The sequence below is a fragment of the Halorubrum sp. Atlit-28R genome (assembly GCF_003665955.1).
GTDB classification, from domain to species: Archaea; Halobacteriota; Halobacteria; order Halobacteriales; family Haloferacaceae; genus Halorubrum; species Halorubrum tropicale.
Genome location: NZ_QPLS01000001.1, coordinates 527,959 through 553,909 on the forward strand (window position 1 = coordinate 527,959; position 25,951 = coordinate 553,909).

The following is a 25,951-nucleotide window of genomic DNA, read 5'->3' on the forward strand; positions in this document are numbered from 1 at the left end:
TTTCAAGCTTTCGTCTCCCGAATATCGGCGGATGCGGACGGATCGCACGCGACCCGAAAGCGTATGCCGCCGGCTCCGGTGGCCGCCGTATGGAGATTCGACGCCTGCCGGCCACGGCGGCCGCCGCGGAGCGGTACGCGGCGGAGCTGTGGCTCCCCTACCACCGCGACCTCGCGGCCGCGGCGGACGGGCACGCGCTCGCCGACCGCCCCGACGAGGAGCTGATCGCCGCCGAGGCCGCGTTCCGGCTCCGCCTGCTCCGCGAGAACGCCGACCGTCGCCTGTGGGTGGTCGCGGTCGATCCGGAAGTCGCTCCGGGCGACGTCGGTTCCGGGGCGCTCGATCCCGAGGCGCTCGACCCCGAGGAGCCCGCTCCGGTCGGCGTTCCCGATCCCGACCGAGACCTCGTGGCGTTCGTCTCGACGAGCGCCGACGAGTGTCCAGAGGTGTTCGACCGGCCGGACCGGCTCGTGGTCGGCGACATCTACGTGGACGAGTCCTACCGCGGGACCGGGTTGGCGGAGCGGTTGATGGAGCGAGCAGGGGTAGACGCGCGCGAGCAGGACTGCGGCGAGCTCCGGCTCGACGTCGACGCCGGCAACGCGCGGGCGGCCGCGTTCTACGAGAAGGTCGGCTTCGAGCCGCACCGCCGACAGCTGACGCGCGAGGTGTCCGGGCCGTGACCGCGACGGTCCGGCGGCTCCGCGCGTCCGACGTCCGCCCGCTCGTGACGGGGCTGTGGCTCCCCTTCGCCCGGGAGATGGCGGCCCTCGCCGACCGGAACGCGCTCGCCGACGACGTGGACCTCGTCGCGGCGGGCGTCGGGCACCGCCGGGACCGGCTCGATGACGAGGCCGTCTGTACGTGGGTCGCCGTGGACGACGAGTCGGGCGCCGAGGACGACGAGTCGGGGGACACCGACGCGGAAGCGGCGGCCGCCGACCGCGCGGTCGCCGACGGCCGTCTCGTCGGGTACGCCGCGGCCGAGGTCGAGTCCTCGGCGCCGGTGTTCGCCGCCGGCGACCGCCTCCACGTGACCGAGCTGTACGTCCGGCCGCCGCGCCGCGGCGAGGGGCTCGGGCGCCGGCTGCTCGACCGCGTCCGGACGGCGGCCGCCGAGCGCGGCTGCGAACACGTCACGCTCGACGTGGACGCCGAGAACCGCGACGCCCGCGAATTCTACGAGGCGGTCGGCTTCGAGCCGGCTCGGCTTCGCATGGCGACCGCCCCCGACGCGGAGTGAGGACCGCTCCGACGCGGGGCGGAACGGTCGCGCACGGTGCGCCGGGCGGCGAGAAGCGGGCGCGCACGAGTCGGGAACCGCCGACGGAACGGGCGGCGCGGCCGCTGGGCGGGCGATAAACGGAGAAGTCGGCGTCGGTCGGCCGAAGGGTTACTCGTCGGCGTCGACCGCCACTTCGTCGGCGTCGACGTCCACGGACGCCTCCTCCTCGGCGGCGACCTCGCTCGGGCGCGCTTCGAGGGTCAGCTTCTGGACCTCGACGCGGCGGAGCGGGTAGATCTCCTTGGCGTCGCCGTAGATGGCCGACGAGAGGTTCCCGTCGACGATGGCGTCGACGAACGCCTCGAAGGTGCGCTCCTCGGCGGCGGCGTGGACCTTGTCGATCATCACGCGGCGGATCGCCTTCTCCTGGGAGCGGTCCGCCTTCTTCGTCGTCAGCGCGACGGGCTGGACGCGGATGCGGTAGTCGTCCGTCGTCAGCACCGTGATCGACGCCTCGACCTTCGAGGCGCCCCGGCGGACGAGCGAGCGCAGGTAGTCGCGCGTCAGCTCGTACTTGATGAACTCGGTGTACGCCGAGTCGCTGCCCACGTCGGTGATCTTGAAGGTCAGCTTCGTGTTGTTCGCGTTGGAGTCGCCCGTTAGCTCGTCGAGCGTCGTCGTGATCGTGCGGCCGACGACCTGCTGGGGCTCCTCGGCGAGGGTCTCGCCGAGCTCCTGCCGGTCGAACTGTTCGGGCGCCAGCACGGTGTACCAGCGCTTCTGTTCTCTGCTCTTGGATACGGATCGTTCGCTCATGTGTCGGGTTGTGTGTCGGTGTCGGTCGTCTGCGGTTCGTCTGCGGAGTCGAGGGAGTCGTCGTGCGCGGCGTCTGCGTCCGCGGCGTCGACGTTCGCGGCGTCGGGAGTCGCGGCGGCGTGGTCGCGTGCGCGTTCGATCACGCGGTCGGCGACCCGCAGGTTCACGAGGTGGTCGTCCAGCGTCGACTGGAGCCCGCCGGTGGTCGGCCGCTCGACCGCGCAGGCGACGACGTCGCCGTCAACGCGCGTGCGCATCGAGTCGGTCTCGTCCGGGGCGAGCGCGGCCGCGACCGTCGCGGCGTCGGCGTGCTCGGTCCGGACCGTCGCGCTCCGTGCCGCGTCGGCGCGCGGCGAGGCGTCGCCCGCCATCTCAGATCGCCTCCCGGAGCGCGGCCAGCGCCGCCGTGACGTCGGCGTCGACGGCGTCGTTCGCGTCCGTTGCGACCGAGACGCCGCCGCGTTCGGGGGTGCCCCAGCCGTCGCCGCCGACCTCGCCGGCGGCGGTCCGGCAGGCGTCGCCGACGTCGGTCGGCTCGCCGGCCGCGTCGCCCGACGCGTGGCCACCGCCGGTGGCGGCCACGGCCAGGCGGCCCGCGCCCTCGTCGAGCGCGACCGCGACGGGCTCCGGCGACCGGAAGTCCCGAACGAGCCGGGCGACCGTCGGGAGGACCGCCTCCGAGGCGTCGACGCGGGCGACGACGCAGCCGTCGTACCGGCCGACCGTCGCGGCGTCGAGCGCGCGGTGGGCCGCCAGGCCGTGGCGGCGCCACGCGTCGAGCGCGCTCTTTCGGAGCGAGTCGTCCGGGTCGCTCGCGAGCGCGAGCGCGACGCCCGTCCCGGGCGCCTCCCGGGCGAGCGCGTCGAGCACGTCGGCGTAGCCGCCGACCGTTTCGAACGGACCGTCCGTCGCGTACGGGCGGAGCGCGCGCTCGACCGCCGAGGCGGCGCGCTCGCTCGCGTCGTCGTCGACGGCGTCGACCGCGACCAGCGAGGCGAGCCGGCGGCGGTCGTCCGCGTCGGGGTCGGCCGGCAGCCCCAGCGGGGCGAGCGCGTCGCGCGCCGCCTCGGGGTCGCCGGAGTACCGCGTCGCCGCGAGCGTCGAGGCCGCGAGGGCCTCTGCCCGCGAGGGTGCGGCGCTCGCCTCCTGGTCGCCCGTCGCGCCGCCCGAGACCGGGAGCGCGACGCCGGGACGCCGCTCGACGCGGCCGGCCCGCTCCGCGGCGTCGAGCGCGTCGCCCGAGCCGTCGGCGCCGGGGATCGACCCGGCCGCGACGACGCCGGCGAGCGCGACCACGGGGTCGGGGTCGCCGCCGAGCGCGCGCGCGACCGCGAAGGCCGCCGTGCTGGCCGGGCGCCCCGTGCCGGGGATCGCGTGCGGCCCGCGGTCGACGCCGACGGTCACCGCGACGCCGTCGTCGGGGTCGGCTGGGACCGGGTCGGCGGCCACCCGCGCCTGGAACGGCGTGCCCGTCGCTCGGAGCGCTCGCGCGAGCAGCCCCGCGGCTGCCAGCGCGTCGCCGCCGTCGGTCGCGACGAGCCGGACGAACGGCGCGTCTGCGAGGACGCCGGCGAGCGCGTCGGGGGCGGGCGTGGCGGACGTCGCTTCGGTCATGGGTGGGTCTCGTGGGGTGTCGTCGCCGCGTCTCGCCGCGTTACTCCGCTAAGAGCTCGACGGCGTTCTCGTAGGTGTACGTGAACTCCTCGTCGAGCTCGTCGCCGCGGTAGTAGTTCGCGAGGCGGCGGATCTTCGACTCCGTGTTCTGGAGCGCGCGCTTGTTCTGGTGGTCCTGCCCGTTCTCCTCCATGTGCTCGCGCAGGCGGATCGCCTGCCGCATGAGGTTACGGAGGTCCTCCGGGAGGTCGGCGTCGGCGTCGTGCTCCTCGAGGATCTCGGTGACCTTCTTCCCGGTCGCCAGCTTCACGTCCGGGATCGGGACGCCCTTGACGCCCTCGTCGCGCAGCTTGAGGCCGATGACGCTGGGGTCGTGGCCCTGCTCCGCCAGTTCGACGACGCGGGACTCGATGTCCTCGGCGTCGACGTCGCTCCACTCCGGGGTCTCGTCCGTCGCCGGCTTGTCCGAACCGGACGAACCGCGACGGCGCGTGTGCATTCGTGCCATTGTCTGTCTGGTTGGAACGGCACAACCGCAACGTGACCGCGACTCCGCGCGGCGCGGCTACGGATCGCTCGCGGACCGAGCGATCCGACCGGACGGCCCGCGCGAGCGGGCCGCCCGACCGCGACGCCGGAGGCGTCGGCGCACTGCTACATTCCCAAGCCGCGGGCGAAAGGGCCCCGGCGAGTCGGATCTGCAGCTGTGCTGTTCCCGTGTGAGGGGTCGCCGTCGGGGTTCTTAAGCGTGTTCTTGTGGGGCGGAGCGTTCTCGCGGAGCGAAGCGGCGAGCGGGGTCGCGCTCCCGGCCGCCCTCGGTCCGCGCCGCTCGGGATTCTGTTCCGCGCGAGTTCTCCGCCGAAAGGAGGATTTAGGTGAGTCGTCGGTGTTCGGGGCGATGTGACCGACAGATGACCGAGACCAGCGACGGGGCTCCGCCGGCGACCGACGGCGGGGACCCGCCCGACGGTAGCGAGTTCGGCGTCGGCGACCAGGACGGCGACGGCCCGCGGATCGAGTTCCGCGGAGGCAAGTGGGCGAGCACGATCCCGCTCGCCTTCTTCATCCTCTGGGCCATCTTCCAGAGCGGTGTTCTCAGAGTCGGCGGCTCGGATGGACTGGTGATCGGTGCGCTGATCGGGACGATCCTCGGGATGTTCTTCGTTCGCGGGAGCTGGAAGACGTACGCGGACACCATATTCGAGGGGATGACCCAGCGCGTCGCCGCCACGGCGATCGTCGCGTGGCTGTGGGCCGGGATGTTCGCCGACACGCTCCAAGCCGGCGGATTCGTCAACGGACTCATCTTCGCCGCCGAGGCGTTGAACGTCAGCGGAGCGACGTTCCCGGCGGCCGCGTTCGTCCTCTGCGGGCTGCTCGCGACCGGGATCGGGACGGGGTACGGCGCGACCATCGCGTTCGTGACCCTGTTCTTCCCGGCCGGCGTGCTCCTCGGCGCGAACCCGGTGCTGCTGTTCGCCGCCATCCTCTCGGGCGCCGTCTTCGGCGACAACCTCGCGCCCGTCAGCGACACGACGATCGTGAGCGCGGTGACGCAGGACGCCGACATCGGCGGTGTCGTCGCCTCGCGGTTCAAGTACGCGATCCTCGCTGCGGTGCCGGCGTTCGTCGCCTACCTGATCATGGGTTCGGTGCTGCCGGGCGCGACCCTCGAGGGCGCGGCCGAACTCGACGCGGCCGCGGCGGGGTTGGTCCACCTGGGCTCGATGGGCGTCGTGATCGTCACGGCGGTCGCGGGCCGCCACATCGTCGAGGCGATCTCGTGGGGGATCGTCGTCGCCGTCGCGTCCAACCTCGTGTTCGGGCTCTCGTCGGTGAGCGACATCCTCGTGTTCACCGTGAGCGAGGCCGGGACGTTCACCTCGCTCCCGTTCGTCGCGGTCGGCGAGACCACGGGCGTTAGCGGAAGCCTCTACACGGGCGCGACCGGCTTCTTCCCGCTCATCGTGTTGACGCTTTTGATCGTGTCGATGGCGCAGATCATGATCCGCGGCGGCGGCTTCGAGGCGATCCTGGAGTTATTGTTGAATTCCGTCGCGACGACGGTCCGCCGCGCGGAGCTGACGATGGTCCTCGGCACCGCGACCATCAACGGGATGATCACGATCAACACCGCGGCCGAGATCGCGATCGCCCCGTATATCGCGCGGATCGGCGAGAAGTTCAACATCAACGGCTACCGCCGCGCGAACATCCTCGACGCCAACACCTCCGCGCTCGGCTACATCTTCCCGTGGGCGGGCGGCGTGCTAGTGGGCTACCAGGTGATGGTCGGGCCCGACGGCCTCGGCGCCGAGTACGGCCCCGAGATGGTCGTCAACCCCATCGAGGTCGTCCCGTACGTCTTCCACGGCTGGTTCCTCGTGGCGATATTCGTCCTCGCCGCGATCACCGGCTTCGGGCGGGAGTACATCCCCGACCGCGTCTCCGAGGAGGTGTCCCGCGCATGAGCGTCTTCGACAAGTTCCTCGCGGGCTGGTCGGCCCGCGGCCCGACGCCGGACTACGCGGCCGGCGACGTTCTCGAAGTGATGGTGACCGGCGAGGGGGGCGGCCCCGGCGAGGACGGCGACCACGTCGCCCGTATCGGCGACTCGACGCTCCGTATCGAGGGCGCGCCGCCGGACGCGGTGAACACCCGCGTGATCGTCGACGTGGAGTCGTGGGACGACGCGACTCACAGCGGCCGGGCGACCTACCGGAAGACGGTGGGCGAGAGCGCGTTCTAATCGGTAGCGAGGACGTATTTTTTCGAGGCCATCGCTCCGGCAAGTCGCCCGTACATCGCTGCTTCCGAATCTGCGGCGAACCCTTTTGATCTCTCAGCCGCTCGCCTATAGTTAGTCGACTGCGGAGCGCCGACGAACATCTCCGAAGCCCCAGCCGCGAGGACTCGATGCGCTCGCTGTGGTCCTCGGCGCTCACTCCGTTCGCGCCTGCGGTCCTTACGTCGCGCGTCTTCGCCCGCGCGGCAGCGTGGCGCGTAGCGCCACGGGCAACCGGCGACTTCGTCGCCGGTGACTGCCCCTTCGAGTCCACCTACAGCACCGCAACCGCAGCCTCACACCTCCCCAGCCTCGTCGGCCTCCCTTCGGTCGGCCGACTCCCTCGCGCGTGCCTGCGAGCGGCCGCTCGCAGGCACGCGCCACCGCGGTTGTGTTTTTTATATAGCAGATCGTTAGAACGGGGTTCAGCCGCCGCGAATCCGCGGGAACCGGGCCCGGACCGGGGCGCTTTTTATGACCACGCTCGAACCGTCAGGTGTGCTATCGGTCGAGCTCCACGCGCACTCCGCGCTGTCGTACGACGGGCGCGACCCGGTCGACCTCCTCTTGGAGCAGGCGGCCGCGGTCGGGCTCGACGCGCTCGCCGTCACCGACCACGACGAGATCGACGCCAGCATCGAGGCGGCCAAGAAGGCCCCCGACTACGGGCTCGTCGGCATCGTCGGCATGGAGGTGACCTCGGCGGTCGGCCACGTCCTCGCGTTCGGCATCGAGGAGCGCGTCGAGAGCGGCCTCCCCTTCGACGAGACGCTCGACCGGATCCGCGACCAGGGCGGGATCGCGGTCGTCCCCCACCCCTTCCAGAAGTCCCGCCACGGCGTCGCCGCGCACATCAGCGACGAGCAGCTGGCGAGCGCCGACGCCCTCGAAGTGTACAACTCCCGGCTGTTCACCGGGCGCTCGAACCGCCAGGCCGAGAAGTTCGCCGTCCGCCACGGCCTGCCGATGACCGCCGGGAGCGACGCGCACATCTCCGAGATGGTGGGGCAGGCGGTGACCGAGGTCGGCGCCGACGAGCGCTCAGCCGCGGCGATCCTCGACGGCATCGCCGACGGCCGGACCAGCGTCGTCGGGAAGCGCACCCCGTGGCGCGTCTCGCTCCGCCAGTTCGGCGGGGGCGCGAAGCGCCGCGCGCTCCGCGCGCTCGACGCCCTCCGGTGACCGCGATGCCGGGCTCACCCGCCTCCGACCTCCGCGGCACCGACCCGGACCGCGTCCGGGCCGCGCTCCGCGACGCCGACCCCCTCCCGGGCGGGCGCGGCTTCGCCGGCCTGCTGGCCGACCCGCCGGACCGCGAGGGGCCGGTTCTGGTCCGCGACGCCCTCGGTCGGCAGCCGCTGTTCGCCGAGGCCGCGGCGCTCGATCCTGAGTCCGACCGCCGGCCGACGGAGCCCGGCGCGTGGGCGTTCGACCGGGCCGACCTCGACGATCCCGAGCCGGTTCCGGCCGGGAGCGTCGCCTCGGCGGCCGGGACGGAGCGCGTCTGGCGGCTGCCCGACGCGGATCCGACCGCGGACCGCGACGCCGCGCTGGCGGCGGTCGACGACGCGGTGAGCGCGGCGCTCGACGACCTCGATGCCGCTCGATCCGCGGACGGCGCCGAGAGCGGCGGCGACCTCGCGGTCGCCTTCTCCGGCGGCGTCGACTCCGGGCTCGTCGCGGCCGCCGTGCCCGAGGCCTCCTGCTACGTGGCCGGCTTCGAGGGGAGCCACGACGTCGCCGCCGCGCGCGACGCCGCGGCGGCCATGGGCCGCGACCTGCGAGTGGTCGAGGTCACGCACGACGACCTCACGCGCGCCGTCCGCGCGGTCGCGGCCGCGACCGGCCGCCGGAACCCGATGGACGTCGCCATCGCGGTCCCGCTGTTCCTGACCGCCGAGGCGGCCGCCGCGGACGGGGTCGACCGGCTCGCGGTCGGGCAGGGCGCCGACGAGCTGTTCGGCGGCTACAGCAAGGTCGTCGACCCCGCCGAGGACCCCCGCGTCGAGGCCGACACCGTCCGCGGGGCGCGGACCGAGACCGTCCGCACGCTCCCCGCACAGCTGGAGCGGGACGTTCTCGCGCTCCGGGCCGCCGGCGTCGAGCCCGCGACGCCGCTGCTCGACGACCGGGTGGTCGCCGCCGCGCTGGCGCTCCCCGACGATCTGCTCGTCGACGGCGAGGAGCGGAAGGTCGCGCTGCGTCGGGTCGCGGCCGAGCGCGTCCCGGCGTCGGTCCACGCCGCGGACAAGAAGGCGGTCCAGTACGGGACGTACGTCTCCCGCGAGCTCGACCGGCTCGCGCGGCAAGCGGGCTTCAAGCGGCGGCTGGACGACCACGTCGGGAAGTACGTCGAGTCGCTGTGCGCCGACGAAAAACCGGCCGGTGAGGGCCGGAACTGACCAAGTCGCCGCGGGGAGTACCAGTCCTGCGGCCAACGCCCGATCGATCGGGCGTCTAGAAACAGATCTACGGGACAAGTATAAAATCCAGACAGTAGCGACAAATATGACACTCCCGAACGCGGGTAGAAAACGATCGTCCGCGGACGGAGGCGATTACTGCCGAATCGAACCGACGGGGACGCGCTTTGCCGGGGAAAGTTCACGACCATGCGACCGGTGATCGACGGGGGCGCACGCCCGGCGGGCACTCGTTCCGTCAGCGGACGAGGTACGGGTCGCTGCCGGCGATGAACCGTCCGAGGTCGCTCTCGCGGCGGAAGTCGGTCGAGCGGAGCTCCCCGAGCGCGTCGACGAGCCGGTCGGCGTCGCCGTCCGCCCAGTCCGACGGGTCCTTGACCGGGACGACGAGCCACCCGGCGCCGAGCAGCTCCTCGCCGTGGAGCGCGTCCATGTCGACCTCGGTCTTCCAGGCCCGGGCGGTGTAGGTCTCAAGGACGTGTTCGGTCGCGCGCGCGCCGACCGGGAGCAGCACGTGGGCCGCGATGGCGCGGAGCTCCGCGTCGAAGAACCGCTCCATGTCGTCGTAGGCGTCGTCGTCCGGCGGCCCGTCGCTCTCGCACATGTGGAGGTACGAGAGGAACGTCCGGTCGGTCGAGACGGGGTCGACCGCGGTGGGGTCGCCGTCTGTCGCGACGCCGTCGGGGGCGACGCCCTCGGCGAGCCCGGCGATCAGTCCGGCCGACTGGAGCGTCGACAGGAACGCGGGCGACCACGGCTCGCCGGTGAACGGGACCGCGGCGGCGGTCCCGCCGTGGATGCCGGGGCGGTCGCCGACGACGTGGAAGTCGGCGTTGGCGTCGCCGTAGCCGGGGACGAACGAGGGGCAGTCGGGGCGCATCCCGAAGGGGTTCCGGATCCGGTCCGTGACGTTCTGCACGCGACCGGGTAAGCGCGCACGGCGTTAAATTCCGTTCGGTCCGGCGCGGGGCGGCGTGGCTGGTGGGGCGACGCGATCGGCGAGGCGGCGACGGACCCGCGCGAAGGGCGCCGATGCGAGGCGCACGAGCCGGCGTGGATTCGCATAAGTTACGAGAATAACTTCGGTCGGACCGGCTTGGGATACGCGACGATCCGCGCGAAACGGGAGAAATTTCAGAATCGTTAATTTACGACCGAAAAACGCGAGACTGCGTCCGGATCGTCTCGGCGCCGGCCACGGAAGATATTTATACATCCCCCGGTTGGGCTGGGGCAGAAGTTCAATGTTCGACCGCATCCGAACCGCGGCCCTCTTCGGGCTGCACCAAGCGACCGTCGCCGTCGGAATCTCGCTGTTTCCGGTGGCCGTCTTCGCGCGCCGACACCTCGGCGTCAACGTCCCCGTCGGCCGGCTCGTCGAGACCACAACCGAGGCGTGCGAGACCGCCGCCGAGGAGTGATCGGCCGGCCGTAGCCCCCGTTTTGCGACGTCGACCCGACGCCGAGCGACGGCGCCGTCGCGCCCCGCGGGCCCTCGCCGCGTCGCCGTCGTCGCCGAGACGCTCGTTAGGCCGCCGTCGGGCGGTCCCGACCCGGCGACGGATAGGCCCGTCGGAACCGGTCGGCGGCCCCCGAAGGGTTGCCTTTATCAGCGCGCCGGGCCAACGAGCGTGTAATGCGAACACCGACTGGCGACCTCTCCGACGGGCCGGCCGCCGACCTGGGCCGTGACCAGCCCGTCTTCGGACCGGAGCTCGGCGAGTTCGAACACAGCGACCGCCGCGCCGCGAAGGCGGAGGGCGAAGGCGAGATGAAGACCGGGACCACGACCGTCGGCATCAAGGCGGACGACGGCGTCGTGATGGCGACCGACATGCGCGCCTCCCTCGGCGGCATGGTCTCCTCGAAGGACGTCCAGAAGGTCGAAGAGATCCACCCGCGCGGCGCCCTGACCATCGCGGGCTCGGTCTCGGCGGCGCAGAACCTCATCTCGACGCTCCGCGCCGAGACGAGCCTCTACGAGGCCCGTCGCGGCAAGGACATGTCGATGGAGGCGCTGTCGACGCTGACCGGTAACCTCCTCCGCTCCGGGGCGTTCTTCGTCGTCCAGCCGATCCTGGGCGGCGTCGACGACGAGGGCGCGCACATCTACTCCATCGACGCCCTCGGCGGCACGACCGAGGAGGAGTACACCGTCACCGGCTCCGGGTCGCAGTACGCGCTCGGTGTCTTAGAGCAGGAGTACGACGACGAGGTCACGATCGACGAGGCGGAGACCATCGCCGCGAAGGCGATCCAGTCCGCCGTCGAGCGCGACCTCGCCTCCGGCAACGGGATCAACGTCGCGGTCGTCACCGACGACGGCGTCGACATCACCCGGTACAAGGACTTCGACGACCTCCTGTAAGGCCGACGCGGCGGCCCCGGCGACCGCTTCTCACTGCGATTTTCGACCGTCCGCGAACGCCCGAGCCACCGCTTTATCGCGTCGCCGTCCGTTCGCACGCGAGTCCGACGCCCGACCGTACCGGACTCACCGACCTACCGGATCACTGACCTACCGGACTCACCGCCGGAGCCCCGGCGGCGCGCGGATCCCGTCGCCCCAGTAGAAGCGCGGGCCGAGCAGGAGGTAGCCGGCCGAGAGGAACAGCAGCGCGAACGCGAACCCCTCGCCGATCCACGTCGGGAGCGCGTCCGTCGCCATGTGACCGGCGGGGGTGAGGATCACGGCGGCCTGGACCACGCCCATCACGAGCGCGTCCTGCGCGTGGAGGTCGGGGTACGTCACCGTCGACCCCATCAGCAGCGCGAACGCCGCCGTCGCCGCGACGAGGAGGAGCGGGGCGGTGTAGCCGGCGATGACGGCGGCCGCGAGCACGGTCGCCGCCAGCGTCGTCGGGACGCCGACCGTCTCGCGGGCGCCGTCCTCGTCGACTGTGTAGAGCCCGAGCCGGGCGACCGCGGCTGCGACGAACAGCGCGCCCGCGCCGACGCCGGCCGCGACGAGGGCGGGGTCGGCGGCGAACGACCGCCCGTCGCGAACGACCGCGGCCACGAGGGCGGCGGGCGCCACGCCGAAGGAGGCGACGTCGGCCAGCGAGTCGAGGTACGGGCCGGCGGGCGTCGACCCGCGGTGACGGGCGACGACCCCGTCGAGCCCGTCGGCGACCGCCGCGAGGAGCACGAGCCGGGCCGCGAGCGCGACGTCGACCGTCGCGGCGACGACGGCGAGGAAGCCGACGGCGGCGTTGGCCACGGTGACCGCGTCCGCGAGCCCCAGCCGCCGAGCGAACCGCAGAGGCATACCGTATCGGTCGACGAGCCGGGTTTTAGGGCTTGTTATCTCGTCGACCGCGGGCACGGTCGGCCCGCGCACAGGGACCGGCGCCCGGGCTCAGGGCACGTACCAGATGCCGCGCCCGAAGTCGAGCCACTCGCCGACCACGACGTGCGGCATCGCGATGACGCAGACGAAGATGGTGTAGAAGGCGACGGCACCGGAGAGGAGCGAGCCGCCGGCCAGCGGGTTCGGGGCGACGGTCCACAGGGCTGTGGCGACGCTCGCCGTGACCAGCGCGCCGACGACGAGGACCCCCCACGCGACGACGAGCGAGACGCCCTCCGTCCGGTCCGGCTGCTCGCGTTCGACGACCATGCTCCGCGCCGACTGCCGCATCGAGTACCACAGCGGGAAGTAGAGCCCGATGGCGACGACCACGGGCACCAGGGCGAAGTACGCGACGAGCAGCAGCGTCTCCGCGGCGTCGAGGAGCCACGAGCGGCTCACGCCGCCGGTCGCGCGCAGGCTGGTCACCAGCCCGCCGCCGAGGTGGGTGACCACGCCGAGCCCGAAGACCGCGCCCAGCGCCGTGGTGACCGTCTCCGGGTTCGAGGCGGCCGGTCCGGCCAACTGGCCGTCGAAGACGCCCAGCATGATGCCGGTGAACCCGTAGAACGTCTCAGTCCAGAAGACGGCGGGAACGATCATCACGGCGCCGCCGCGGATCAGGGCGGCGAGCGCCCGCTGCGGCTTGGTCGGGAGGTGCTCGGTCCCGACCAGCGCGTCCATCACGCGGAGGTCGCCGTGCCCGCCCTTCGCGACGGCCGTCCCGAACGCGAGCGCGAGCGCGGGCAGGGGCGCGAACACGAACAGCGCCACGAAGGAGGCGACGAACCCGAGGTACAGCGCCACGTACCGGGCGCCGAACGGGAGCCCCCGCCGTCGGAGGTTCGAGAAGTGTTCGTACCCGCCGTGCGGGAGGTTCAGCGCGACCATCCCGACGAGGTACGCGATCATCTGCGTCCGGAGCGACACGTCGGTGCCGACCGCGGACAGGGCTCCGAACCCGACCGCGAGCAGGAGCAACGCCGCGCGAGAGGCACCGATAGCCGTCCGTTCCGGTTCACCGATGAGTCGCCGCACCGGACTCGCCGTCGACGTCGACATGGACGTACGTAGGGGCGTTACGGGGTTAGGGCCTCGTCGCCATTATTGGGTCTTTTATATACCGTCACGCGGCGCAGCGCGGGACGGAGATCCGAAACGGCGCTTCAGTACGTGTGGATCACTTCGCCGCAGCGCGTGCACTCGATCGTGTCCGCGCGGAACAGCCGCTCCTTCTTCTCGGTCGGCCCGTTACACTCGGGGCAGACGCCGAGGTTCCGGCCGTCGGCCACGCGCGCGGACAGGTCGAGGAACTGGTTCTCCAGCTTGTCGATCTGCTCCGACTGCTCTTCGACGACCGACCGGAGCTCCTCGATGGTCTCGTCGCGCTCCTCGACCGCGGTGGACAGCTCGTCGATGCGCTGCTCGTACTCGTCGATCGCCTCGACGTCGATGGTGACGTCGTCGGTCGCCTCCGCCTCGCGCTCCGCGGTGGTTTCCGTGGTCGATTCCGCTTCCGCCTCGGTCTCTTCGTCTGCCATACGACACCAGTGGGGCCCCAGGGTCATTACTTTCGGGCCGACAACGTCTCCATGCGGTCAGGGTTCGGGGACGATGGCGGGGGCAGATCCGCTCCCGCGACGCACCGCCCGCGCCCCGCGATACCTAACTGGGTTGGCATCGGTCTCAATAGAGTATATACTGTATCAAGATGTGGGTATGGACCCGATAGCGCTACAGGCGGGATACGACCTGCTCGGGGACGGTCGCCCCGAGACACTCTGGTTGGGAATCGGCACACTACTAATGCTCATCGGGACCTTCTACTTCATCGCCCGCGGTTGGGGCGTGACGGACAAGGAGGCCCGTGAGTACTACGCGATCACGATCCTCGTGCCGGGGATCGCATCGGCGGCGTACCTGTCGATGTTCTTCGGCATCGGGCTGACGACGGTCGAGGTCGCCGGGATGGCGGAGCCGCTCGAGATCTACTACGCCCGGTACGCGGACTGGCTGTTCACGACGCCGCTGCTGCTGCTCGACCTCGCGCTGCTCGCGAAGGTCGACCGCGTGACCATCGGGACGCTCATCGGCGTCGACGCGCTGATGATCGTCACCGGCCTCATCGGCGCGCTCTCGCACACGCCGCTCGCGCGTTACACTTGGTGGCTGTTCAGCACGATCGCGTTCCTGTTCGTGCTGTACTACCTCCTGACGAGCCTGCGTAGCGCGGCGAAGCAGCGCTCCGAAGAGGTGCAGTCGACGTTCAACACGCTGACCGCCCTCGTCGCCGTCCTCTGGACGGCATACCCGATCCTGTGGATCGTCGGGACCGAGGGCGCCGGCGTCGTCGGTCTCGGCGTCGAGACCCTGGCGTTCATGGTGCTCGACGTGACGGCGAAGGTCGGCTTCGGCTTCGTCCTGCTCCGCAGCCGCGCCATCCTCGGCGACACCGAGGCTCCCGAGCCGTCGGCCGGTGCCGACGCGCAGGCCGCGGACTGATCGGCAGGTCGCCCCGACGCGACCGAACAGCACGGTTCAACCGTTTCCAGCGTTCATTTTTCGACATGACTGACACTCCCACCGAACAGCCGCCAGTGACGAATACCCGATCCGTGGTCGGGCTGGCCGCGTGCGCCGTGATCGCGCTCGTCGGAATCTTCCTGATCCCGACGCTACAGGAGCCGAGCGGCGGACTGAACGTTCGGTTCTGGACGATGGTCGCCCTGGAACTGCTCGCCATGGTCGGGGTCGTCTACTTCGTCCTGAACCTCCACGAGGAGCCGGAGTAAGACGAGGTCCGGGGGCCGGCGAAGGCGGTGCCCGCCGACCCCTCACTCCGCCGGCGAGTCGCGTCCCACTCGCTCGGCGTCCGCGCGCCCGTCGCTCGTCGACGGCGACGTCTCGCGGAGCGCGCGCTCGAAGTGGTCGCGCCCGACGGTCGGGTCGGCCGGCGGCCCGTCGTCGACGATGGCGTCCTCGATGGCGAGCAGCCCGGCCTCGCGGACCAAGGCGGCGAGGTCGCCGCCGCTGTACCCGGCCGTGCGGTCGGCGAGGGAGTCGAGGTCGACGCCCGACGCCACCGGCATCTCTCGCGCGTGTATCCGGAGGATCTCGCGGCGCGCCTCGCGGTCCGGGAGCGGCGTCTCGACCGCCTTCTCGATGCGACCGGGGCGCAACAGCGCCTCGTCGATGTTATCTGGGCGGTTCGTCGCCGCGATCACCACCACGTCGGTGAGCGGCTCCAGCCCGTCGAGCTCGGTCAGCAGCTGCGACACCACGCGCTCGCCGGCGCCGGTGTCGTCGCCGCGGCGCTTCGGCGAGATGGCGTCGACCTCGTCGAAGAAGATCACCGCCGGCGCGTTCTCGCGCGCCGTGGCGAAGAGGTCGCGGACCGCCTGCTCGCTCGCGCCGACGTACTTGTCGAGCAGCTCGGGCCCGTTCACCGGGATGAAGTTCGCGTCGCTGAGGCTCGCCGCGGCCCGGGCGAGCAGCGTCTTCCCGGTGCCGGGCGGCCCGTACAGCAGCACGCCTGAGGGCGGGTCGATCCCCATCTCCGCGAAGCGGTCGGCGTACTCCAGGGGCCAGTACACCGCGCGCACCAGCTCGCGTTTGGCGTCGTCGAGGCCGCCGACCTCGTTCCAGCCGACCGCGGGAAACTCGACGGTGACCTCGCGGAGCCCGGTGGGCTCGACGTCGTCGAGCGCGGCCTCGAAGTCGGCCAGCCGGATCGCGGTCCGACCGTCGCGGCGGACCGCCCGCTCCAAGGCCGCGTCCACGAGGACGGCCAGGTCGGCGAACACGTAGCCGTTGAGCCGCGCGGCGACGCCCTCGAAGTCGACGTCCATCGCGAGGGGCGCGCCCTCGCAGAGCGCTTCGAGCGCGTCGCGCCGCTCGGCGGTCGTCAGGGGCTCGACCCCGATCTCGCGGTCGAACCGCCCGCCGCGGCGCAGCGCCGACGGCACGGCGCTCGGGTCCGTCGTCGCGCCGATCACGACCGTCCGGTCCCCGTCGCGGAGCTCGTCGACGGTCGACCGGAGGCGGTCGGCGAGCGCGGAGCCCCCGCCGTCGTCGGCCCCGAGCGCCTCCAGATCGTCGAGGAGGACCACGGTCGGCTCCCCCGCGGAGACGGCGTCGACGACGCGGTCGAGCCCGTCCGACTGGTCGCTCGCGCGCTCGCCCCGGAGCCGGGCCGCGGAGGTGCGGACGAGCGACGCGTCGGTCGCGGCCGCGACGGCCTCGACGAGCGTCGTCTTGCCCGACCCGCGCGGTCCGTGGAGGAGCAGCCCGAGGGTCGGATGCCCGGCGGACGCGAACGCCTCGGCCGCGTCGAACCGGGTCGCGACGGCGTCGCGGAGGCGCTCGAACGTCGCCGTCGCGACGAACCCGTCGCCGGGGCCGGTCTCCCCGGGGCGTTCGGAGACGACCGCGGCGTCCGCATCGTCGTCCGCGACGGTTATCTCGGTCGCGTCGTCGACGACCGCCGGCGAGGCGGGCGCCACGTCCCGCACGTCGAACCGGAGGGTGAGGGCGCCGCCGAGGCGCGTGACCTCGACCTCGTCGCCGACGGCGACCACGCGCCGGGCGAGCCGCCGGCGGATGGCGTCCTCGCTCCGCTCCACGTCGACCGACTGGCGGAGCCGCAGCGTGACCGACGACGCGACCGGGAGGTCCGAGACCGCCACCGTCGCGGTGTCGCCCGGCTCGACCCCGCCCGTCCGGCGGAGCCGCTCGGGGAGGAACACCGCCCGCGTCCCGTCGTCGACCGCGACGACCGGGGCGGCGACGCGGTGCGCGCCCGCGACGGTCACCGTGTCGCCGCGGCCGATCCCGAGGTCGTCGAGTACGGCCCGGGGGAGCCCGATCCGGTCTCCGGGGACCGACGTGGGCGGTTCTCTGACGGGGACGCGCACGCTCATGCTCCGTGAGTTCGTTCGCGGGACTCTGCGGCGGTGGTCGACACCATACGTCGATCTCACGCCCAGCGACCACAAAGTACCCACGGCCTAACTGGACAGTCGCGGACCGACGGTGACAGGCGGCAGTTGAATCGTATGTAAGGAATATTCGCAAGTAAGCGATCGAATAGATTTATTTCGGACGCAAAACCGCCAATGTACGATCGATTCGGGACACCGACCGCGCAGCCGGCGGCGATTCAGGTCCTCGGAAGACAGGTAAGCATTAACCCGTACGGGTGCGAACTGCTGCTCATGGCGAATGCTCGGGCGCTCCTCGTCCACCCGGAGGAGGGGAGCGATCGAATCGAGACTGCGCTCGGCGCCGCGGGGTTCGACGTGACGCGCACGGACACCGCGGCGTCCGCGGTCGCGAAGGCGACGACGGGCGAGTACGACTGCGTCGTCAGCGAGTACGCGCTGGCCGGCGACGACGGCGTGGCCCTCGCGACCGCGATCGAGGAGTCCGACGCCGGCGTACCCGTCGTGATGTTCACGGCGACCGACGAGGAGGGCGTGCCGGAGGCCGCCTTCGAGAACGGGGTCGACAGGTTCCTCCAGAAGAACGGGTCGGCGTCGATCGACCGGCTCGTCTCCGACGTGTCGACCGTCTGTTCCGGCGTCTCCGCCTCGGAGACCCGCCAGGACGTGTCGGACCACGAACCGACCGCGTCGGAGGTGACGCGGGCCGTCGAGGACGCGCCGATCGGGATCAGCATCAGCGACCCGGACCTCCCGGACTACCCGCTCGTGTACGTCAACGACGCCTGGGAGGAACACACCGGCTACCCGGTCGAGGAGGCGCTCGGTCGCAACCCGCGGTTCCTTCAGGGGCCGGGGACGGACCCGGAGACCGTCGACGAGATCGCGGAGGCGATCGGCAACGAGGAGGAGGTGACCGTCGAGATCCGGAACTACCGACGCGACGGCACCCCGTTCTGGAACGAGCTGACCGTCGCGCCCGTCTACGACGAGGACGGCGACCTCGCCCACTACGTCGGCTTCCAGAACGACATCAGCGACCGGAAGGAGGCGGAGCGGCTCGCCGAGGAGCGCGCCGAGAAGCTGGCGACCGAGCGGCGCTCGCTCGACAGGGTTCTCGGCCGGGTGAACGGCCTCCTCAGCGACATCAGCCGCATTCTCGTCGAGAACCGCGACTCGGGGGTCATCTCCGAGCGCGTCTGCGAGGTCATCGCCGGCGAGCCGGGGTACGCCGGCGGCTGGATCGGCGAGGTCTCGTCGGCGACCGGCCGGCTCGAGATCCGCGCGGCGAGCGGCGTGTCGGTCGAGCCGGGCGCGTCGTACGACGTCGCCGAGACGCCGGCGGAGGTACAGGAGGCGATCGAGACCGAGGAGCTCCACAGCGGGTCGATAGACGACGCCGCCGACGGGCCGCTCGAACCCAAGTCCGCTGGCGGCCGCCGGCTCCTCGTCGTGCCGCTCACGTACGGCGACCGGCAGTACGGCCTGCTGGGGATCTACGGCAACGGGGCGGACGTCCTGGCCCGCCGGGAGCGGCGGGTGTGTGAGTCGGTCGGGAAGATGATCGCGAACGGGCTCCACTCCATCGAGACGACGGAGATCCTCACCACCGACCGGGTGGTGGAGCTCGTGGTCGGGATCCGCGACGAGACCGCGGCGCTCGCGCGGATCGCGGACGCGGTCGGCGGGGAGGTAGTACACCTCGGGACGACGCGGCTCGAAGACGACGAGTGCGAGCTGTACTTCCGCGCCGACGGCGAGGGCCTGGACCTCGACGAGCTCGCGTCGCTCCCGCTCGTCGAGTCGATGCGGACCGTCTCGGAGACGAACGACGGCGTCAGCTTCGCCGTCACCGTCACCGACTCGCCGCCGCTCACCCAGCTGGCCGCTCACGGCGGCGTCGTCACCGAGGCGACGGCCACGGGCGACGAGGCGACCCTCACGATCGAGGCGCCGCCAGAGCACGACGTGCGGTCGATCCTCGACGTGTTCCGCGACGAGTACGAGGGCGTCGAGCTCCGGTCGCGCGTCGAGCGCGAGAGCCGCGACCGCACCGTCGCCGAGTTCGCCGCCGCGGTCGACGAGCGGCTCACCGACCGGCAGCGCGACGCGCTGAAGACCGCCGAGCTGAACGGCTACTTCGAGTGGCCGCGCCCGGTCGACGGCTCCGAGATCGCCGATCGGATGGGGATCACCCGACAGACGTTCCACCAGCACCTCCGCGCGGCCGAGCGGAAGCTGGTCGAGGCGTACGTCGACCCCCGGTCAGACGGATGACCCGAGCGTCGGCGGCCGATCGCGACGGCGCATGACCGACGGGGGCGACGCGGGCGGCGGCCCGTCCGTGGCGAGCGACGACCCGTTCGCCGCGAGCGACGCGGTCACCGTCGCGGCCGACCCGGGGGCGGTGTTCGCGTTCCTCGACGACCCCGAGAACCACGCGGCGATCACGCCCGGGCTCGCGGACGTGCGGGACGTCGAGCCGCTGGAGAACGGCGGGAAGCGGCTGGCGTACACCTATCGGATGGCGGGCCTCGGGATCGACGGCGAGATCGTCCAGACCGTCCACGATCCGCCCGAGCGTCATCGCTTCGAACTCCGCGGGCGCCTCACCGGCACCATCGACCTCCGGCTCGTCCCCGTCGAGGGCGGGACGGAGCTGACGTACGCCGCGACGTACGGCCTGCCGGAGAACGCGCTCACGAGGGTCGGCGCGCCCGTGATCCGCCGGTTCAACGAGCGGCAGCTCCGCGCGGCCCTGCGAAATGTCGCCGCGGAGTTCGAGGCGGACGAGTGAGGGGATCGACGAGGGCGCCGGGAGCGGACCGGGGGACGGCGTTGCGATCGGGGTGCCGGCGGGCGAACTATTAACCGTTCGATGGTCTAAGTGGCGGTATGGATCCGATCACCCTCCAAGCCGGACTCGGTCTCGGGCTCGTCGGCGTCGGTCTGCTGGCGCTGCTGCTCGTCGTCGTCACGCTCTGGCAGTCGTTCGAGATCGTCGACGCGTACGAGAAGAAGACGCTCACCGTCTTCGGCGAGTACCGCAAGCTGCTCGAACCCGGTATCAACCTCATCCCGCCGTTCGTCTCGCGGACGTACCCGTTCGACATGCGCACCCAGACGCTGGACGTGCCGCGGCAGGAAGCGATCACGCGGGACAACTCCCCCGTGACCGCCGACGCGGTCGTCTACATCAAGGTGATGGACGCCAAGAAGGCGTTCCTCGAGGTCGACGACTACAAGAAGGCCGTCTCGAACCTCGCGCAGACCACCCTGCGGGCCGTCCTCGGCGACATGGAGCTCGACGACACGCTGAACAAGCGCCAGGAGATCAACGCGAAGATCCGCAAGGAACTCGACGAGCCCACCGACGAGTGGGGGATCCGCGTCGAGAGCGTCGAGGTCCGCGAGGTCAACCCCTCGAAGGACGTCCAGCAGGCGATGGAGCAGCAGACCTCCGCCGAGCGCCGCCGGCGCGCGATGATCCTCGAAGCGCAGGGGGAACGCCGCTCCGCCGTCGAGCAGGCGGAGGGTGACAAGCAGTCGAACATCATCCGCGCGCAGGGGGAGAAGCAGAGCCAGATCCTGGAGGCGCAGGGGGACGCCATCTCGACCGTCCTCCGCGCCCGCTCGGCCGAGTCGATGGGCGAGCGCGCCATCATCGAGCGCGGCATGGAGACGCTCGAAGAGATCGGGAAAGGCGAGTCCACCACGTTCGTCCTCCCGCAGGAGCTCACCAGCCTCGTCGGCCGCTACGGCAAGGCCCTCTCCGGCTCCGACGTTCAGCAGATGGAGGGGCTCGACGGCAAGGAGTTCGACGCCGACACCCGGAAGATGCTCGGGCTCGACGACATCGACGAGATCCTCGGCCAGATCGAGGAGTCCGCGGAGATGAACGTCGAGGAGTTAGAGAAGGAGGCGGAGGCCGTGAAGGCGGGCGACGCCGGCGCGAACATCCGGTCCGCCGACGAGGTCATCCAGGAGATGGACGACGAGGAGGCGCCCGCCGAGGTCGAGAAAGAGGAGTAGATCGCCGCGAACCGCCGCCGAAGACCGCGTTTTCCGCCGGGGTCCTGTCACGAGCGAAGTGCTTTTGTCGCGGCGTAGGCTACTGGGACTGTGACAGAGGGGTTCGACGGGCAGAAGCGCGAGACGCTCCGACGGTTCGCCGCGGTCGGAGCGGCCGCGCCGTTCGTCGGGACCGCGAGCGCCGACGACGAGGGGGGCGACGGGAACGAGACGCGGGAAGCGATCCGCGGCTACGTGCCGACGACCCCCGGCGCGCACTTCTCGAAGCTCCGCGACGACCTCAGACTCGGCACCGGCGAGGCGCAGTACCACCTCCGGAAGCTGGAGGAGGCTGGCGCGATAGAGTCGGTGAAAGACGACGACTACCGGCGGTTCTTCCCCGCCGGCCGGTTCGACGAGACGGACAAGCGGGCGCTCGGCTACCTCCGCCGCGAGACGCCGCGGGGGATGATCCTCGCGCTGTTGCGCGACCCCGACGCGACGGGCGCCGACCTCGCGAGCGCCCTCGGCGTCTCGCGGCCGGCGATAAGCGCGGCGGCGGCCGACTTGGAGCGCGCCGGCCTCCTCGACCGGACCGACGGCTACGCGCTGACCGAGCCGGAGCGGCTGCTCACGCTCGTCGTCCGGTACGCCGACTCCTTCGACGCCGCCGCAGTCGCCGTCGCCGACGACGCGGCGTCGCTGGTCTCGTACGACCCCTGATCCGCGCGGCCGGCCGTCAGGCCGTCACCATCCACGTCGTCCCCGACGAGTAACCCCACTTCTCGACGTCGATGTCGGTGGCCGCGTCGGCGACGGCGCTCATGTTCGCGCCGACCTCCTTCGCGGAGAGACCGAGGTCGTCGGCGATCAGCCGCGACTTGAAGTACGTCCGGTCGCCCGCGTTCTCGCGGAGGTACCGCAGGATCCGCGACTGTTTCGCGGAGAGGCCGCTCGATTCGACTGCGACCGCGTCCAACTGGGCAGTGCTCATACCCGACCCACGCCGGCGTCCGACATAAGCCGGTTGGTAGACGGGATTAACACGCCGCTGTCGTGCGGTTTCGTCCCGGAACCGGAGCGAGAGCGCCGCTCCGCGACCGCGTTTGGGTACGGTGTTCGAACCGCGCCGACCGCCGGCGGCGGCGCCGCGAGCCGCTCAGTACAGGTCCGAGACGAACGGGCCGAGCGCGCCGCTCACGCCGGCGGCGAGCGCCTCGGCTCGGTCGACGCGGCCGGCGGTGAGCGCGCCCGCGGCGCCGCCCCGCTCCGCGACGCCCTCGGTGTCGAGGAGGTCGTCCATCACGGGGCCGAGCTCGGCCCCGTCGGCGAGGCGGGCGGCGACGCTCGCCGGGAGCGCGAGGCTCGGGCCGGCCCCGCGGCCGACGCGGTCGCCGTCGGTCACCGCCGCCCACATGATCAGGTAGCGGTCGTCGGTCCCGTCGAACCCCGCGACGCCGCCCTCGACGCCGACGCCGAGGTCGAACGCCGCGGCCTCGCCGTCGCTCGGCGCCGCTTCGAGGACGGCCGCGGCCCGGTTCTCGGCGCCGGCGATCGTCTCCGCGTGGCCCCGAGGCTGTTCGCTCACGTCGGAGTCGACGGGGACCGACTCGATGGCGACGCCCGTCGGGGCGCCGGGGAGATCGGCGTCCGCCGCCGATCCGAGGGCCAGTTCGACCGCGCGCCGCTTCACCGGGTTGCCGCTGCCGACGCCGACTCGCAGGGTCGTCATGGTCGGCCGTCGTCGCCCGGGGTCGAAAACGCGTCGGGATGGAACAGTCGCGCCAGGCGCTCGACGCCGTCGACGAGGGCGGGGCTCGGCTGGTTGAGCAGGGAGTCGTCGACGACGTGAACGGGGGCGTCGATCCAGTCGCGCGCCGCGACGGTCGCGGGGTCGACGCGGTCGCCGCGCCCGCAGACGTGGACGACGACGTGGTCCGGGTCGGCGCGCGAGACGGCGGCGGGGTCGACCTCGCGGGAGCGCTCGCCGGGGTCGACGAACGGGTAGCGCCCGCCCGCGGCGCGGACGGCGTCGGGGACCCAGTTGCCGGCCGCCATCGGCGGGTCGGACCACTCCTCGCAGTACGCGGTCGGGCGGGGGCGGTCGGCGACGGCCTCGGCGATCCGGTCGAGGCGCTCGCGAGCGTCGGCGGCGAGTCGCTCCCCGGCCTCGGGGCGGCCGACGTCGCTCCCCCGGGCGGCGAACCCGTCGAGGGCGTCGTCGAGGGTCGCCGGCTCGCGGTGCGCGACGTCGAGGCCGCGCTCGCGACAGTCGTCGGCGAGGTCGGCCTGGAGCCCGTCGCTCGTGAGGACGACGTCGGGGTCGAGGTCGACGACGCGGTCGAGGTCTGGGTTCAGCCAGCCGCCGACGGCGGTCAGAGCGTCGGCGCCGTGCGCGAACCCGGCGTTCGGGGCCTCGGAGAGGTCGCAGTGGGCGGTGACGCCGACGAGGCGGTCGGCCCCGCCGAGCGCGGCGACCGTCGCGGTCGCGCTCGGCGCGAGCGAGACGACGCGGGGCGCGGACATAGGAAACGCTCCGGGCGCGACCGTGTCAACGGTTTCGGTCCCGGGGGCCGCGGGAGGCGGGGTTCGAGGGCGCGTGACGGCGCGTCGCCGTCGACTGCGAGAGCGGCGAAAACGCGTGATAGATCGTGTCTTTTCGCCGAGATTCGAGCGACACGTTCCGGTCGTTTTAAGTTGTGTTCTGCCGACGGTAAACCAAGATCGCTCTCGGGCAGTTTCAGTTTCCGGGGGCAACCGAGCTATGAGTGAACGACTACACACACGGGGGAGTCGCTCCCGAACGGAGACGAACGAGGAGGAATCGGAGAGCACCGACGAGACGCTGAGCTGCCCGGAGTGCGGCGGCCACGTCATCAACGACGAGGAGCACGGCGAGACGGTCTGTAGCGACTGCGGCCTCGTCGTCGAGGCGGACTCGGTCGACCGCGGTCCGGAGTGGCGCGCGTTCGACTCCCGCGAGAAGGACGAGAAGAGCCGCGTCGGCGCCCCGACCACGAACACGATGCACGACAAGGGGCTCTCGACGAACATCGACTGGCGCGACAAGGACGCGTACGGCCGCTCGCTCGGCGCGCGCCAGCGGCAGAAGATGCAGCGGCTCCGCAAGTGGAACGAGCGCTTCCGCACCCGCGACTCCAAGGAGCGCAACCTCAAGCAGGCGCTCGGCGAGATCGACCGCATGGCCTCGGCGCAGGGCCTCCCGGACAACGTCCGCGAGACCGCGTCGGTCATCTACCGCCGCGCGCTCGACGAGGACCTCCTCCCCGGCCGCTCCATCGAGGGCGTCTCCACCTCCTGCGTGTACGCCGCCGCCCGGATGGCCGGCGTCCCGCGCTCGCTCGACGAGATCGCCGACGTGTCGCGCGTCGAGAAGGCGGAGATCGCCCGGACGTACCGATACGTCGTCCGCGAGCTCAAGCTCGAAGTGAAGCCGGCCGACCCCGAGCAGTACGTCCCCCGGTTCGCCTCCGACCTGGAGCTCTCCGAGGAGTCCGAGATGCGCGCGAAGAGCCTCCTGCGCAACGCCAAGGAGAAGGGCGTCCACTCGGGCAAGTCGCCGGTCGGCCTCGCCGCGGCCGCCGTCTACGCCGCCGCGCTGCTCACGAACGAGAAGACGACGCAGGCGGCCGTCTCGGAGGTCGCCGACATCTCCGAGGTCACCATCCGGAACCGCTACCACGAGCTGCTGGAGGCCGAGGACGGCCTCGTCGCGTAACCCGCGCGCTCTTCCTCGATTCCCCGCTCCCGCGGGCTCCCGCCAACCCGACCAGCTAAGTCCCCGCCCGCGGAACGCCCGCGTATGTTCGAGGAGTACGTTCTCGCCGCGAGCACGGCGGACCTCTCGGCGGAGCCGGCCGCCCGCGAGCACGCCGACGCCGTCGAGTTCCGGATGGACCTCGCGAGCGACCCGCTCGACCAGCTGACGGGCTACGACGGCGAGCTCCCGCTGCTCGTCACGAACCGGGCGTCGTGGGAGGGCGGGGAGGCGGAGGGGCTCGGCCGCTACGACGCGCTCTCGGACGCGATCGGTCGCGACGCCGTCGCCGCGGTCGACGTCGAGCTCGCCGCGCTGCGCGGGACGCACCCGGACCCGGCCGAGGCGTCGCACGCGACCGCGCTGCGCGAGGCGGCCCGCGAGGCCGGCGTCGCGGTCGTCGCGTCCGTCCACGACTTCGAGTCGACGCCCGAGCCCGCCGCGCTGGTCGACCTCCTCGCCGACGCCGCGAGCGAGGGCGACGTGGGGAAGCTGGCGACGACGGCGACGGCGCCGGGCGACGCGCTCGCGATGATCGAGGCGACCCACGAGGCGACCGCGGCGGGCCACCGCGTCGCGACGATGTGCATGGGCGAGCCGGGCCGGCACACCCGCGCGGTCACCCCGCTGTACGGGTCGAAGATCGGCTACGCGCCCGTCGACGCCGCGGACGCGACCGCGCCCGGACAGTACCCGCTCGCGACGCTCAGGGACCTCGTCGACGGGCTGCGAGCGGTCGACTCGGAGGCGTAGGGAGTCGCCGCTCGGTCGAACGGGACGAATATTTTTCACCGGCGCCGTCGAACCTGATGGGTGAGATGGCCCTCCTCCGATCGAATCAGTCGCCGCTGGTCTCCGCGTTCGGCCTCCTGATCGCCCTCGTCGCGGTCGTCGGAACCCGCTTCCTCGGCTGGGAGTGGGGGTCCGGCCGGCTCGTCCCGACCCTCGTCGGCGTCGCCGAGGTCGCCGTCGCGGTCGTCGCCGCGCGGCTGCTGGACTGAGCGACGCGC

Annotated in this window: 29 protein-coding genes; 17 read left to right on the plus strand and 12 right to left on the minus strand. The window is 72.0% G+C overall.

What is annotated here, in order from left to right; translation table 11 throughout:
- Positions 1 to 89 precede the first annotated feature (89 nt).
- A complete protein-coding gene (locus DVK06_RS02775; RefSeq protein WP_121599189.1) occupies positions 90 to 683 on the plus strand; it encodes an N-acetyltransferase in 594 nt (197 codons plus the stop codon).
- A complete protein-coding gene (locus DVK06_RS02780) occupies positions 680 to 1,243 on the plus strand; it encodes a GNAT family N-acetyltransferase (protein WP_121599190.1) in 564 nt (187 codons plus the stop codon). The genes DVK06_RS02775 and DVK06_RS02780 overlap by 4 nt, the downstream gene beginning before the upstream one ends.
- Positions 1,244 to 1,393: 150 nt before the next feature.
- Here the strand turns inward: DVK06_RS02780 and DVK06_RS02785 are convergent, their stop codons facing one another.
- Genes DVK06_RS02785 through DVK06_RS02800 form a run of 4 tightly spaced genes read right to left on the minus strand, consistent with a single transcriptional unit; the run spans position 1,394 to position 4,163 of the window.
- Complete coding sequence (locus DVK06_RS02785; RefSeq protein WP_121561797.1) at positions 1,394 to 2,041, minus strand: 30S ribosomal protein S3ae; 648 nt, start codon at positions 2,039 to 2,041, stop codon at positions 1,394 to 1,396.
- The gene (locus tag DVK06_RS02790) at positions 2,038 to 2,412 is read right to left on the minus strand and encodes a KEOPS complex subunit Pcc1 (RefSeq protein ID WP_121599191.1); all 375 of its coding nucleotides are present in this window, start codon (positions 2,410 to 2,412) and stop codon (positions 2,038 to 2,040) included. Before DVK06_RS02790 ends, DVK06_RS02785 begins: the two co-directional genes overlap by 4 nt.
- 1 nt (position 2,413) lies before the next feature.
- Positions 2,414 to 3,655 (minus strand): exonuclease RecJ, encoded by a 1,242-nt coding sequence (locus DVK06_RS02795; RefSeq protein ID WP_121599192.1) that lies wholly within the window; start codon positions 3,653 to 3,655, stop codon positions 2,414 to 2,416.
- Positions 3,656 to 3,695: 40 nt separating this feature from the next.
- Positions 3,696 to 4,163, minus strand: coding sequence for a 30S ribosomal protein S15 (locus tag DVK06_RS02800; protein ID WP_053771655.1), 468 nt, complete (start codon positions 4,161 to 4,163; stop codon positions 3,696 to 3,698).
- Between the two features lie 403 nt (positions 4,164 to 4,566).
- Between DVK06_RS02800 and DVK06_RS02805 the strand changes: the two genes are divergently transcribed.
- The 4 genes from DVK06_RS02805 (at position 4,567) to DVK06_RS02820 (ending at position 8,842) form a co-directional block, all read left to right on the plus strand.
- On the plus strand, positions 4,567 to 6,126 hold the full coding sequence (locus DVK06_RS02805) for a Na+/H+ antiporter NhaC family protein (RefSeq protein ID WP_053771656.1): 1,560 nt from the start codon (positions 4,567 to 4,569) through the stop codon (positions 6,124 to 6,126).
- The gene (locus DVK06_RS02810; RefSeq protein ID WP_121599193.1) at positions 6,123 to 6,404 is read left to right on the plus strand and encodes a hypothetical protein; all 282 of its coding nucleotides are present in this window, start codon (positions 6,123 to 6,125) and stop codon (positions 6,402 to 6,404) included. Before DVK06_RS02805 ends, DVK06_RS02810 begins: the two co-directional genes overlap by 4 nt.
- 534 nt (positions 6,405 to 6,938) lie before the next feature.
- Positions 6,939 to 7,622, plus strand: a complete 684-nt coding sequence (locus DVK06_RS02815; RefSeq protein WP_121599194.1) for a PHP domain-containing protein — start codon at positions 6,939 to 6,941, stop codon at positions 7,620 to 7,622.
- Positions 7,623 to 7,627: 5 nt separating this feature from the next.
- Positions 7,628 to 8,842, plus strand: coding sequence for an asparagine synthase C-terminal domain-containing protein (locus DVK06_RS02820; protein ID WP_121599308.1), 1,215 nt, complete (start codon positions 7,628 to 7,630; stop codon positions 8,840 to 8,842).
- A gap of 259 nt (positions 8,843 to 9,101) precedes the next feature.
- Here DVK06_RS02820 and DVK06_RS02825 read toward each other — a convergent pair whose 3' ends face one another.
- Positions 9,102 to 9,782: a uracil-DNA glycosylase family protein gene (locus DVK06_RS02825; RefSeq protein ID WP_121599195.1), complete on the minus strand. Its 681-nt coding sequence runs from the start codon at positions 9,780 to 9,782 to the stop codon at positions 9,102 to 9,104.
- Positions 9,783 to 10,107: 325 nt separating this feature from the next.
- Between DVK06_RS02825 and DVK06_RS18870 the strand changes: the two genes are divergently transcribed.
- Positions 10,108 to 10,284 (plus strand): hypothetical protein, encoded by a 177-nt coding sequence (locus DVK06_RS18870; protein ID WP_167551900.1) that lies wholly within the window; start codon positions 10,108 to 10,110, stop codon positions 10,282 to 10,284.
- 215 nt (positions 10,285 to 10,499) lie between these two features.
- Positions 10,500 to 11,231 carry an archaeal proteasome endopeptidase complex subunit beta gene (gene psmB / locus DVK06_RS02830; RefSeq protein WP_121599196.1) on the plus strand — a complete coding sequence of 244 codons (732 nt, stop codon included), beginning with the start codon at positions 10,500 to 10,502 and terminating at the stop codon, positions 11,229 to 11,231.
- A 159-nt stretch (positions 11,232 to 11,390) separates the two neighbouring features.
- Here the strand turns inward: psmB and DVK06_RS02835 are convergent, their stop codons facing one another.
- The 3 genes from DVK06_RS02835 to DVK06_RS02845 form a co-directional block, all read right to left on the minus strand.
- Complete coding sequence (locus tag DVK06_RS02835) at positions 11,391 to 12,131, minus strand: protein sorting system archaetidylserine synthase (protein ID WP_121599197.1); 741 nt, start codon at positions 12,129 to 12,131, stop codon at positions 11,391 to 11,393.
- Positions 12,132 to 12,221: 90 nt separating this feature from the next.
- Positions 12,222 to 13,274, minus strand: a complete 1,053-nt coding sequence (locus tag DVK06_RS02840) for a Brp/Blh family beta-carotene 15,15'-dioxygenase (protein WP_121599198.1) — start codon at positions 13,272 to 13,274, stop codon at positions 12,222 to 12,224.
- Between the two features lie 104 nt (positions 13,275 to 13,378).
- Positions 13,379 to 13,753 (minus strand): SlyX family protein, encoded by a 375-nt coding sequence (locus DVK06_RS02845; RefSeq protein ID WP_053771663.1) that lies wholly within the window; start codon positions 13,751 to 13,753, stop codon positions 13,379 to 13,381.
- A 178-nt stretch (positions 13,754 to 13,931) separates the two neighbouring features.
- Here DVK06_RS02845 and DVK06_RS02850 point away from each other — a divergent pair, with 178 nt between their 5' ends.
- Together DVK06_RS02850 and DVK06_RS02855 are read left to right on the plus strand one after the other, a co-directional pair.
- A complete protein-coding gene (locus DVK06_RS02850) occupies positions 13,932 to 14,714 on the plus strand; it encodes a bacteriorhodopsin (RefSeq protein WP_077152273.1) in 783 nt (260 codons plus the stop codon).
- A gap of 65 nt (positions 14,715 to 14,779) precedes the next feature.
- Positions 14,780 to 15,004, plus strand: coding sequence for a hypothetical protein (locus tag DVK06_RS02855; protein ID WP_053771665.1), 225 nt, complete (start codon positions 14,780 to 14,782; stop codon positions 15,002 to 15,004).
- A 42-nt stretch (positions 15,005 to 15,046) separates the two neighbouring features.
- Here the strand turns inward: DVK06_RS02855 and DVK06_RS02860 are convergent, their stop codons facing one another.
- The gene (locus tag DVK06_RS02860; protein ID WP_053771666.1) at positions 15,047 to 17,131 is read right to left on the minus strand and encodes an AAA family ATPase; all 2,085 of its coding nucleotides are present in this window, start codon (positions 17,129 to 17,131) and stop codon (positions 15,047 to 15,049) included.
- A 294-nt stretch (positions 17,132 to 17,425) separates the two neighbouring features.
- On the opposite strand from DVK06_RS02860, the gene DVK06_RS02865 reads away from it, so the two are divergent.
- The 4 genes from DVK06_RS02865 (at position 17,426) to DVK06_RS02880 (ending at position 21,886) form a co-directional block, all read left to right on the plus strand.
- Positions 17,426 to 19,429: a bacterio-opsin activator domain-containing protein gene (locus DVK06_RS02865; RefSeq protein WP_121599199.1), complete on the plus strand. Its 2,004-nt coding sequence runs from the start codon at positions 17,426 to 17,428 to the stop codon at positions 19,427 to 19,429.
- Between the two features lie 31 nt (positions 19,430 to 19,460).
- Complete coding sequence (locus tag DVK06_RS02870; RefSeq protein ID WP_121599200.1) at positions 19,461 to 19,949, plus strand: SRPBCC family protein; 489 nt, start codon at positions 19,461 to 19,463, stop codon at positions 19,947 to 19,949.
- 98 nt (positions 19,950 to 20,047) lie between these two features.
- Complete coding sequence (locus tag DVK06_RS02875; RefSeq protein WP_053771669.1) at positions 20,048 to 21,184, plus strand: SPFH domain-containing protein; 1,137 nt, start codon at positions 20,048 to 20,050, stop codon at positions 21,182 to 21,184.
- Positions 21,185 to 21,274: 90 nt separating this feature from the next.
- Complete coding sequence (locus tag DVK06_RS02880; protein ID WP_121599201.1) at positions 21,275 to 21,886, plus strand: MarR family transcriptional regulator; 612 nt, start codon at positions 21,275 to 21,277, stop codon at positions 21,884 to 21,886.
- 16 nt (positions 21,887 to 21,902) lie between these two features.
- Here DVK06_RS02880 and DVK06_RS02885 read toward each other — a convergent pair whose 3' ends face one another.
- The 3 genes from DVK06_RS02885 to DVK06_RS02895 form a co-directional block, all read right to left on the minus strand.
- Complete coding sequence (locus DVK06_RS02885) at positions 21,903 to 22,157, minus strand: hypothetical protein (RefSeq protein ID WP_053771671.1); 255 nt, start codon at positions 22,155 to 22,157, stop codon at positions 21,903 to 21,905.
- A 165-nt stretch (positions 22,158 to 22,322) separates the two neighbouring features.
- The gene (locus DVK06_RS02890; RefSeq protein ID WP_121599202.1) at positions 22,323 to 22,895 is read right to left on the minus strand and encodes a DUF84 family protein; all 573 of its coding nucleotides are present in this window, start codon (positions 22,893 to 22,895) and stop codon (positions 22,323 to 22,325) included.
- Positions 22,892 to 23,689, minus strand: coding sequence for a cobalamin-binding protein (locus DVK06_RS02895; RefSeq protein ID WP_121599203.1), 798 nt, complete (start codon positions 23,687 to 23,689; stop codon positions 22,892 to 22,894). Before DVK06_RS02895 ends, DVK06_RS02890 begins: the two co-directional genes overlap by 4 nt.
- Positions 23,690 to 23,927: 238 nt before the next feature.
- Between DVK06_RS02895 and DVK06_RS02900 the strand changes: the two genes are divergently transcribed.
- The 3 genes from DVK06_RS02900 (at position 23,928) to DVK06_RS02910 (ending at position 25,942) form a co-directional block, all read left to right on the plus strand.
- On the plus strand, positions 23,928 to 24,902 hold the full coding sequence (locus tag DVK06_RS02900) for a transcription initiation factor IIB family protein (protein ID WP_004596489.1): 975 nt from the start codon (positions 23,928 to 23,930) through the stop codon (positions 24,900 to 24,902).
- Positions 24,903 to 24,986: 84 nt separating this feature from the next.
- A complete protein-coding gene (locus DVK06_RS02905) occupies positions 24,987 to 25,694 on the plus strand; it encodes a type I 3-dehydroquinate dehydratase (RefSeq protein WP_121599204.1) in 708 nt (235 codons plus the stop codon).
- Positions 25,695 to 25,759: 65 nt separating this feature from the next.
- Positions 25,760 to 25,942, plus strand: coding sequence for a multidrug transporter (locus tag DVK06_RS02910; protein ID WP_121599205.1), 183 nt, complete (start codon positions 25,760 to 25,762; stop codon positions 25,940 to 25,942).
- Positions 25,943 to 25,951 lie beyond the last annotated feature (9 nt).

Coding starts and splice junctions, on each gene's coding strand:
- DVK06_RS02810 (WP_121599193.1), top strand. CDS start 6,123: ATGAGCGTCTTCGACAAGTTCCTCGCGGGCTGGTCGGCCCGCGGCCCG.
- DVK06_RS02820 (WP_121599308.1), top strand. CDS start 7,628: ATGCCGGGCTCACCCGCCTCCGACCTCCGCGGCACCGACCCGGACCGC.
- DVK06_RS02860 (WP_053771666.1), bottom strand. CDS start 17,131: ATGAGCGTGCGCGTCCCCGTCAGAGAACCGCCCACGTCGGTCCCCGGA.
- DVK06_RS02840 (WP_121599198.1), bottom strand. CDS start 13,274: ATGTCGACGTCGACGGCGAGTCCGGTGCGGCGACTCATCGGTGAACCG.
- DVK06_RS02795 (WP_121599192.1), bottom strand. CDS start 3,655: ATGACCGAAGCGACGTCCGCCACGCCCGCCCCCGACGCGCTCGCCGGC.
- DVK06_RS18870 (WP_167551900.1), top strand. CDS start 10,108: ATGTTCGACCGCATCCGAACCGCGGCCCTCTTCGGGCTGCACCAAGCG.
- DVK06_RS02855 (WP_053771665.1), top strand. CDS start 14,780: ATGACTGACACTCCCACCGAACAGCCGCCAGTGACGAATACCCGATCC.
- DVK06_RS02875 (WP_053771669.1), top strand. CDS start 20,048: ATGGATCCGATCACCCTCCAAGCCGGACTCGGTCTCGGGCTCGTCGGC.
- DVK06_RS02870 (WP_121599200.1), top strand. CDS start 19,461: ATGACCGACGGGGGCGACGCGGGCGGCGGCCCGTCCGTGGCGAGCGAC.
- DVK06_RS02905 (WP_121599204.1), top strand. CDS start 24,987: ATGTTCGAGGAGTACGTTCTCGCCGCGAGCACGGCGGACCTCTCGGCG.
- psmB (WP_121599196.1), top strand. CDS start 10,500: ATGCGAACACCGACTGGCGACCTCTCCGACGGGCCGGCCGCCGACCTG.
- DVK06_RS02835 (WP_121599197.1), bottom strand. CDS start 12,131: ATGCCTCTGCGGTTCGCTCGGCGGCTGGGGCTCGCGGACGCGGTCACC.
- DVK06_RS02850 (WP_077152273.1), top strand. CDS start 13,932: ATGGACCCGATAGCGCTACAGGCGGGATACGACCTGCTCGGGGACGGT.
- DVK06_RS02900 (WP_004596489.1), top strand. CDS start 23,928: ATGAGTGAACGACTACACACACGGGGGAGTCGCTCCCGAACGGAGACG.
- DVK06_RS02885 (WP_053771671.1), bottom strand. CDS start 22,157: ATGAGCACTGCCCAGTTGGACGCGGTCGCAGTCGAATCGAGCGGCCTC.
- DVK06_RS02785 (WP_121561797.1), bottom strand. CDS start 2,041: ATGAGCGAACGATCCGTATCCAAGAGCAGAGAACAGAAGCGCTGGTAC.
- DVK06_RS02775 (WP_121599189.1), top strand. CDS start 90: ATGGAGATTCGACGCCTGCCGGCCACGGCGGCCGCCGCGGAGCGGTAC.
- DVK06_RS02895 (WP_121599203.1), bottom strand. CDS start 23,689: ATGTCCGCGCCCCGCGTCGTCTCGCTCGCGCCGAGCGCGACCGCGACG.
- DVK06_RS02845 (WP_053771663.1), bottom strand. CDS start 13,753: ATGGCAGACGAAGAGACCGAGGCGGAAGCGGAATCGACCACGGAAACC.
- DVK06_RS02910 (WP_121599205.1), top strand. CDS start 25,760: ATGGCCCTCCTCCGATCGAATCAGTCGCCGCTGGTCTCCGCGTTCGGC.
- DVK06_RS02890 (WP_121599202.1), bottom strand. CDS start 22,895: ATGACGACCCTGCGAGTCGGCGTCGGCAGCGGCAACCCGGTGAAGCGG.
- DVK06_RS02805 (WP_053771656.1), top strand. CDS start 4,567: ATGACCGAGACCAGCGACGGGGCTCCGCCGGCGACCGACGGCGGGGAC.
- DVK06_RS02800 (WP_053771655.1), bottom strand. CDS start 4,163: ATGGCACGAATGCACACGCGCCGTCGCGGTTCGTCCGGTTCGGACAAG.
- DVK06_RS02865 (WP_121599199.1), top strand. CDS start 17,426: ATGGCGAATGCTCGGGCGCTCCTCGTCCACCCGGAGGAGGGGAGCGAT.
- DVK06_RS02790 (WP_121599191.1), bottom strand. CDS start 2,412: ATGGCGGGCGACGCCTCGCCGCGCGCCGACGCGGCACGGAGCGCGACG.